9 protein-coding genes and 1 pseudogene are annotated in these 6,877 nt (G+C 48.6%); 2 read left to right on the top strand and 8 right to left on the bottom strand.

Annotated elements, in window-relative coordinates; all coding sequences use genetic code 11:
* Positions 1 to 137 precede the first annotated feature (137 nt).
* The 7 genes from ACTBDZ_RS13300 to ACTBDZ_RS13270 all read right to left on the bottom strand — a co-directional run bounded on the left by ACTBDZ_RS13300 (position 138) and on the right by ACTBDZ_RS13270 (position 4,344).
* Complete coding sequence (locus ACTBDZ_RS13300) at positions 138 to 575, bottom strand: recombination protein NinB (protein ID WP_438815677.1); 438 nt, start codon at positions 573 to 575, stop codon at positions 138 to 140.
* Between the two features lie 109 nt (positions 576 to 684).
* Positions 685 to 2,316, bottom strand: a complete 1,632-nt coding sequence (locus ACTBDZ_RS13295) for a toprim domain-containing protein (RefSeq protein ID WP_438815676.1) — start codon at positions 2,314 to 2,316, stop codon at positions 685 to 687.
* On the bottom strand, positions 2,258 to 2,560 hold the full coding sequence (locus tag ACTBDZ_RS13290) for a hypothetical protein (RefSeq protein ID WP_438815675.1): 303 nt from the start codon (positions 2,558 to 2,560) through the stop codon (positions 2,258 to 2,260). Before ACTBDZ_RS13290 ends, ACTBDZ_RS13295 begins: the two co-directional genes overlap by 59 nt.
* A 100-nt stretch (positions 2,561 to 2,660) precedes the next feature.
* The gene (locus ACTBDZ_RS13285; RefSeq protein WP_438815674.1) at positions 2,661 to 3,431 is read right to left on the bottom strand and encodes a helix-turn-helix domain-containing protein; all 771 of its coding nucleotides are present in this window, start codon (positions 3,429 to 3,431) and stop codon (positions 2,661 to 2,663) included.
* On the bottom strand, positions 3,428 to 3,592 hold the full coding sequence (locus ACTBDZ_RS13280; protein ID WP_438815673.1) for a hypothetical protein: 165 nt from the start codon (positions 3,590 to 3,592) through the stop codon (positions 3,428 to 3,430). The genes ACTBDZ_RS13285 and ACTBDZ_RS13280 overlap by 4 nt, the downstream gene beginning before the upstream one ends.
* Positions 3,593 to 3,625: 33 nt before the next feature.
* Complete coding sequence (locus tag ACTBDZ_RS13275; protein WP_438815672.1) at positions 3,626 to 3,910, bottom strand: CII family transcriptional regulator; 285 nt, start codon at positions 3,908 to 3,910, stop codon at positions 3,626 to 3,628.
* Between the two features lie 194 nt (positions 3,911 to 4,104).
* Complete coding sequence (locus ACTBDZ_RS13270; RefSeq protein ID WP_438815671.1) at positions 4,105 to 4,344, bottom strand: Cro/CI family transcriptional regulator; 240 nt, start codon at positions 4,342 to 4,344, stop codon at positions 4,105 to 4,107.
* A 102-nt stretch (positions 4,345 to 4,446) separates the two neighbouring features.
* Between ACTBDZ_RS13270 and ACTBDZ_RS13265 the strand changes: the two genes are divergently transcribed.
* Complete coding sequence (locus ACTBDZ_RS13265) at positions 4,447 to 5,094, top strand: LexA family protein (RefSeq protein ID WP_438815670.1); 648 nt, start codon at positions 4,447 to 4,449, stop codon at positions 5,092 to 5,094.
* Between the two features lie 421 nt (positions 5,095 to 5,515).
* A complete protein-coding gene (locus tag ACTBDZ_RS13260; protein WP_438815669.1) occupies positions 5,516 to 5,887 on the top strand; it encodes an antitermination protein in 372 nt (123 codons plus the stop codon).
* 594 nt (positions 5,888 to 6,481) lie between these two features.
* Here ACTBDZ_RS13260 and ACTBDZ_RS13255 read toward each other — a convergent pair.
* A pseudogene (locus ACTBDZ_RS13255) lies at positions 6,482 to 6,763 on the bottom strand (integrase core domain-containing protein); the annotation flags it as partial.
* Between the last annotated feature and the right edge of the window lie 114 nt (positions 6,764 to 6,877).

The raw sequence follows: 6,877 nt of genomic DNA, 5'->3' as shown, positions 1-6,877 counted from the left end.
TGGGATTGTTAGTATGAATCATGAGAGTTACCTCGTGTTTTGTATAAGGATTGGACACCCATATCAAAACCGGTAACTCTCAACCTTGCAAGGTCCAGTGTCAGATCAAGTCGCGACTAATACATGTGATTTTAGTGTCATCCGACTCTCCCAAAATAATCCCCTGAATAACGCACCTCGCGCAGCCTGACCCCGTTGCCGACCGACCAGGCCTGGGCGTACTCAATCAAACTGTTCATGCGCTTTACGCCCATCTGGGCCGTGCTCTCGCGGATGCTGCAAAACTCCCCCTCCAGCCCGGTAACCACCTCCCCCGGCCTGCCGGTAGCGATGGCATGTCCCGAGACAAACAGCGCCTTCCAGTCCAGCAGCAGGCGCGGTTTATCTGTCCACACCACCTGACGCGAAACATCGGTGCATAACGCATGGAACAGGTCGTTCTGCGGTAATGTCCGTTTAGCATCGTTGATGGTAATTTCGAGGGGGCGGTGTGGGTCGGTGGGCAGGGAATCAATAAACGCTTTCAGGTTTTTTCGTATTCGTTCATCACGCAGCAGGAAGCATGTTTTATCCATCACCCACCTCTGAATTTACCCACCCAAACAAAAAGGGCCGCCATTGCCAGCAGCCCCACGATGAATTCTGTTAGATAAGCCGTCATTCCTATTTCCCTCGCTGTTTTCGTTAAACCGCCATACGGCGCATTTCAGATATCACCGCGCTTTGTGACTCCCCCCGTGCGTAGTTAAACGGAACGCTCTTTCTGTCGGCCAGAAACTGATTACTCAGTAAGTTGAACACCAAGGGAATTTTTCCCATCCAGCCCTCGCCGTTACGCTGCTTGTCGAGCAATAACAGCGTCCCGGGGGCCTCCAGTAACTTTTGCTCTTTCTCCGATAAAGCTTCGTTACCAAATTTCCTCGCTTTCTCTACCACGGCTTCACGCGCCTTGTTGCGCCAAACGGTGAGCAGGTTGTCGGTCAAATCCGTGATAGCGCCGCTTCCCTTGACATCCATCTTGCCGACCGGCTTTTCTTCGTTTTCGCCTTTTCGGGGATGTGTCACCAACAGCACATGCACCGGGTAAGTCAGCTTGAACTCGCATAACGCTTCCATAAACGCCTTCTGGCCGTTGTAATCATCCTCGTTAAGGCCGCACATCATCAGCGAGTCCACGACAAACAGCTTCACGCCATAGCGCTTGTGCGCATATTTAAACACGGACAAAATCCGCTCTCCCTTGGCTTTACCTGTCACATTGAACAACCACATCCGCGCATCGAGCAGGTCCATCATCCGGTCTACATCCCCCGGTGAGGTATTCCCCGTACATACGGCTTGTCGAATCATCCGTTTCAGCAGGATGGCGGGCCGTAGCTCCATCGAGGCGATGCAGGCAGACACCCCCTGGTACGTCGCCTCAAGCGCCAGATGCCCCACAAACTGCGATTTGCCGTGACCGTTAACGCCGTTGACCAGGGTCAGTTCGTGCGTCCTGAATCTGAAATTCAGCTCCAGCGTGGGCCACGGACTGGTGAACAGACCGGGAGCGGGTGAAAAAAAAGCCGCATGGACTTCCTGACGGAATTCGCCCGCCCGTTTGAGTTCTGTGGGTTCGAACGTCTCAGCGTCCATGAAGAACCGTTGAAACTGCTCCACTGAAATATTATTGACCAGGCATTCGTTAGCGTCCTTGTGAGGGAGTTTCACAAAGCTGCAACGATGGATCCCCAGACGGGTAGCAATTTCCTTGGCGGCGGATTGCCCGGCGGCGTCCATGTCCATGCACAGGAATATCTCTTCGAAACGTGACAGATTTTCGTACTCATGCTCAATCCACTGCTGCTTGGCCCCCGTTCCGCCACCGAAGGGAACCGACAGTGCCGGAAGGCCGTACTGGTGAATACTCATGGCGTCAATTTCGCCTTCACAAATCACCACCAGATTGCGCTCTTTGGGGTTGATGGCCTGCCAGCCAAACAGACAGGGTTCACAATCGGACTCCGCCATGATGATTTTTTTACCGTCATGACGCTCAATCCCCAACCGTTTGATTTGCTTCAACTCACCGTCGCGCAGGTAGGGGAAGGCAATGGCAGGGACTTCCTGCTTGGTCTCGTGGTTGAATATCACCGCGTCGGTCACTTTGAACGCTTGTGCCGTCTCGTGGGAGATCCCCCTTGAGGCCAGATACGCGAAACAGTCGCGGGAGCCTTTGACGCCCTTGCGCTCAGGTTTCTTGAAGATTTTTGCCGGTTTAGGCAGAAAGGCGCTGTCCTCGTCCTTGACACCCAGAAACGCTTTGGCCTCCTGCATGGCCTGATGGGAGTTGGGTATGCCGTACCGATACCCACAAGTCCAGCAAGTCGCCACCCTGTCCGCCGTTGAACTCGCACCAGACCTGCTTGCCGGTGAGATTGACCTTGAGCGATTGCCCCTTGTTGCCGTCCAAATCACCGACAACCCATTCCCCATTGACGCGCCGACCGTTGGGGAGTAAGTGAGCCACCACCTGCTCCACCCGCTGCCACAACAGGCCGGATAATTCCTGGATAGTCATACTGCCTCCAATCGAAAAATCTTAAATCCCAGTGTCACTGCCGATATCGGCATAACCCCGTGGCAGTAACCGGCAATCAAAACCCGTTTTAGCCATGATTTCATCGCCCCTCCAGAAGTTCATACAGGGCCAGTTCACGCCGCTGCTCTTCGGTCAACCGGGAGACATCGAACGCGGGCGTGGTATTGGCTGGCTCGGTGATTTTCTCGGGGAACAAGCCCTGCCAACCGCGCTCGATGGACAAGCTAATCACCGCATCGGGGTTGACATGGTTTTCCAGCATCGACCTGATGCGCTTGCAGGTGGTCGGGGTCAACGGGTGACGAATTTCTTTGCGGTGGCTCACCCAATCGGCCCAAACCTCTGCCGACACGTTCGACGGTTTTTCGGTTAGCGGGTCAAATTTGTTTTTCTTGTCGGTAAGGGGTAAGGGGATATTCTTTTCTGGTTCTATGTTGGGTTCTAATGACTGATTCAGTGTCCCAATTTTGGGATCATTCAAAATCCCGTTTTTGGTATCATTCAAAGTCCCAATATTGGGATCATTTAACGTTCTGTTTTTGGTAACATTACCGTTTTTGGTATCATTCCGTTTTTGGGCACATTTACTGCCGATATTTAGCTGTAATACCCGAACCCGTTTTGTAGGGCCTTTTCTCTCCCCCGTATCGCTAATCAGCCCCTCGTCGATCATCTGATTGATGCCTTTCCCAATGGTTTTTCTTTCCAGTCCGGTGTCACTGACAAGCCTTTGTATGCTGGGGTAACAGCAGTGCTGTTCGTCGGCCCGGTCAGCAAGAGACAGGAGCAACAGTTTTTGTGATGAGGGTAAATTCAGACTCCAGGCCCAGTCAGTTGCTATTCTGCTCATTTGCGTTTCTCCTCTGACTCATACCGAGCCAGGTAAAGTTGTTGTTGCAGGCGGAAGCGTTCGGCGAATTTCTTCGCCGCATTCTCCGGCATCAATGTTTGGGGTTCAGGATGAGGGCGATAAGTGCCCTTTTGCTTGAAATTCCGGCTGTTTCGTGCCATAATTCCTCCTGAAATCAAATATTTTGTTGTTTATTAAGCCGACCAAGTGTTAGCGCACTGTTCGGCTTTTTCTTTGCCCATGACCGCATCGGCTATCTGCTTGCCAATCTCCCCTAATATGCTGAACTCAATAGACTTCCTAGCAACACACAAAACAGTGGCGATAAAGCGCCAGTCGGTGCGACTGATTTTCGATTCATGACACCCGGCAAACTCCGCGAACTTGCGCCCGGTCAGTTTGGAAAGGATGATGAGCAAGTCCGTTTCAGCACGATCAATTTCCTGTTGTGACGGTTTGCTGTAGTTTGTACTATCCATTTGTTAATATTCCTTTTAGGCAATAGGTTATCGGATGCGCGTGTAGATACACGGCACCTGTGTTTTGGTAATCAACAGACGTGACGAAGCCGTGAGCCAGTCACAGTGAGTTTGTTACTGTGGGATGTTGAGTTCGCCACGTTGTCGGTGGCTTCCGTAGGACGAGTGTCCGTTGTAAAGAGCGGTGCTGCTGGTTAGGCGACAGAATCAGAATTCTGAAAATAATCAATTACATTTTTTTTTTTGTTTTCATATAGTGCGGGGTTGTACTTGAGTACGCCTTTAGTTCGATATTCAGCTTCTATGGCTCTAGCTTTGGGTATTAGTCGTCCTTTCCTTCTGCACCACATTGATATGGCTTCTGGCGTAACACCATAAAATTTAGCAATATTTTTATTTTTCCCAAAATATGACTTTAATTGCTCAACGGTCATACCACCTCCCGCTTAATAAATTAACTTAGATTATAATGACTAGGTTTTTTTAGGTCAATAAAAACTAAAATATCTTAGTAAAATAATTTTTAGGAGCTACTTGTGGAAACGCTAGGTCAGCGCATTAAATCTTTGAGAAAATTAAAAAAATACACTCAGGTTACTCTAGGGAAAAGTGTCGGCGTTACAGGCGTCACGGTTGGATACTGGGAGAAAGATTTAAACGAACCTGGAGGAAAGGCACTTAGCAAACTAGCAAAAGCACTTAATACTACAGAGAGTTATTTACTTTACGGTATCGACCCCGGCTCAGTGACAATGATACAAGACCCTATGCATATGGTTCCTCTGCTATCTTGGGATGAGGCCATGGCTTTCATTGCAACCAGAGGAAATGAAATGCCTAAAAATGCAAAGAATACAGCAACATTTGTTACTGCATCACAAAGGGCGTTTTGTGTAAAAATTGATGATGACACGATGGTAAACCCATATGGAAAACCTAGCATCCCGCAGGGATCAATGATTATTGTTGATCCATTAGTTGAACCCGAAAATGGCAAAATTGTTGCTGCTATTATCTCAGATAGCTCAAATCAACCACCACGAAGTATGATGACAGTAAAGAAGTTAGTCATGGATGGCTTCAATAATTATTTAATGCCCCTAAACCCTCGATACGATAAGATTCTTGTAACAGATGCATGCAAGATTGTAGGTACTGTTATTGGCGTCCAGTTTGCACTGTAACCCTCTCCTATCCCTTTCATACAGTAAGCCATGACCGCTTAAAAATAAATATTCCTAAATTTTACTTGCCAATAAAACTAAGTTATTTTATATTTCGATTCATCAACCTACCAGACAGCCTACAGCCAGACGGTGGACCACCAACCCGCAACGGCAATACCCCGGCAGGCAAGACCTCGAGTTACCCGCCGATTGCCTGAGCGTAAGTAGCCAGCCCGAGGCACAGGAACATGACGGCGGTTGCGGCAGATTCCAGATACATGCTCCTTCAAAACGAGCCTCGCGCTCTACGGAAGGCACCGACAACGTGCCGAACCTTTGCCCAGATGTTTTTGGGGTGTGGTGGGCTGAATAAAAATTATAGCCAACACCAGGACTATACCCGTTCACCACACCACCAAAACCATCTGTTGGAGGGAATATGGCTACTATCCTTTACCGTAAATCCGTTAATCCTGTTAGCAAAACCAACGCCGCTATTCGCCGTCATGCCAGACGCAAGGCAGAAGCCATCCGTCGTGAACTGGTGACATCCCGTATCGATAAGGTATTGGGGCAGAAGCCAGTAAAACGCAAAGCGCTTACCCGCATTGAATTGGCTTTCAAGCGCAAACGGGCACCACGAATTAATTTCAACTTACTGGCTAAGTTCAGAGAGCAAATTAACCGTTTCGCCGAAATGTACGACATGGTTAAGCGTCTTAACCATCGCATCTGGTACAGCAAGCCGAAAACGGAGTATGGCATTACCGCCAGGGCAAGACAGACGCATATATCGCGGCACGATCATTGAATGTAAGCCGAAGAGTATTTATCAAGCGAGGTAATTATGAGCATTGAAGAAGATCACAACTATGCACGAAACGTCATAGCCGCGAGAGAGGAGGAAATACGGCAACTAAGATATGCAATCATGAACATACGCCATGTGCTATACATGGCTGGAGCTAAACTCCCGCTCAATGAAACCAGTACAGTAGGACTGAGTACCGCACTGGCAATAGTCGATGCTGCAATGCTCCACCTTATACGGCATGACGACATGCTTGTGGAACCTTACCCCGAACTAGATCATTAACGGCCCCATGATGATAATGATGGCACGTGAATATCTGGCAATGGAGGCACCTTATTCATTAGATATTCATTCTTACAGCGAGGGCAATAATGGACAAAAAAACCAGCGAAACCATGCTTCTCTGTGCTCGGATTAAGTATCGATATTACGTGGTCGCCGTAGCAGTGAGTACAAAGATAGTGGTGTTTAACAATTTCATCGGGCAACGACTTAGAGCGATATACAGTAGAGCCACCTTCGGATGTATGAAGTATACTAGCTCAGACCTGATCTGACAGTTACCGGTTATTTATACAGGTGTCTGTCAGATTAAATCTGGTTCAGATTTTTTTCTGCCCAGACCCGTTTACCATCAAGTAATGTTGCCATTGGCGTGCGCCCGCAGCACATTTTCCCCTGATGAGTTCGCTCATTATTGTAATGCCATAACCAGTTGTCCAGATCCGTTTGCAGGCTTTCCAGATCTTCGTATAACTTCTTACGGAACGTAACCTTATAAAAATCCTGCAAAATAGTTTTATGGAAGCGCTCGCAGATACCATTAGTTTGCGGGGACATTGCTTTCGTTTTCGTATGGTCTATATCCGTCATTCCGCACCTGATTTTTCTTTTTTCGGGACTTGACAGTATTCTGAAGTTCTGAATTTATTACTGCTTTTTGCAGACCAATCAGCATGAGTACTCCCCACGTTACCATCCGTAACC

It is taken from the genome of Symbiopectobacterium sp. (assembly GCF_051710365.1).
Classification (GTDB): Bacteria; Pseudomonadota; Gammaproteobacteria; order Enterobacterales; family Enterobacteriaceae; genus Symbiopectobacterium.
Note: the sequence above shows the minus strand (reverse complement) of the source record. Positions and strands in the feature narration are given on the sequence as shown.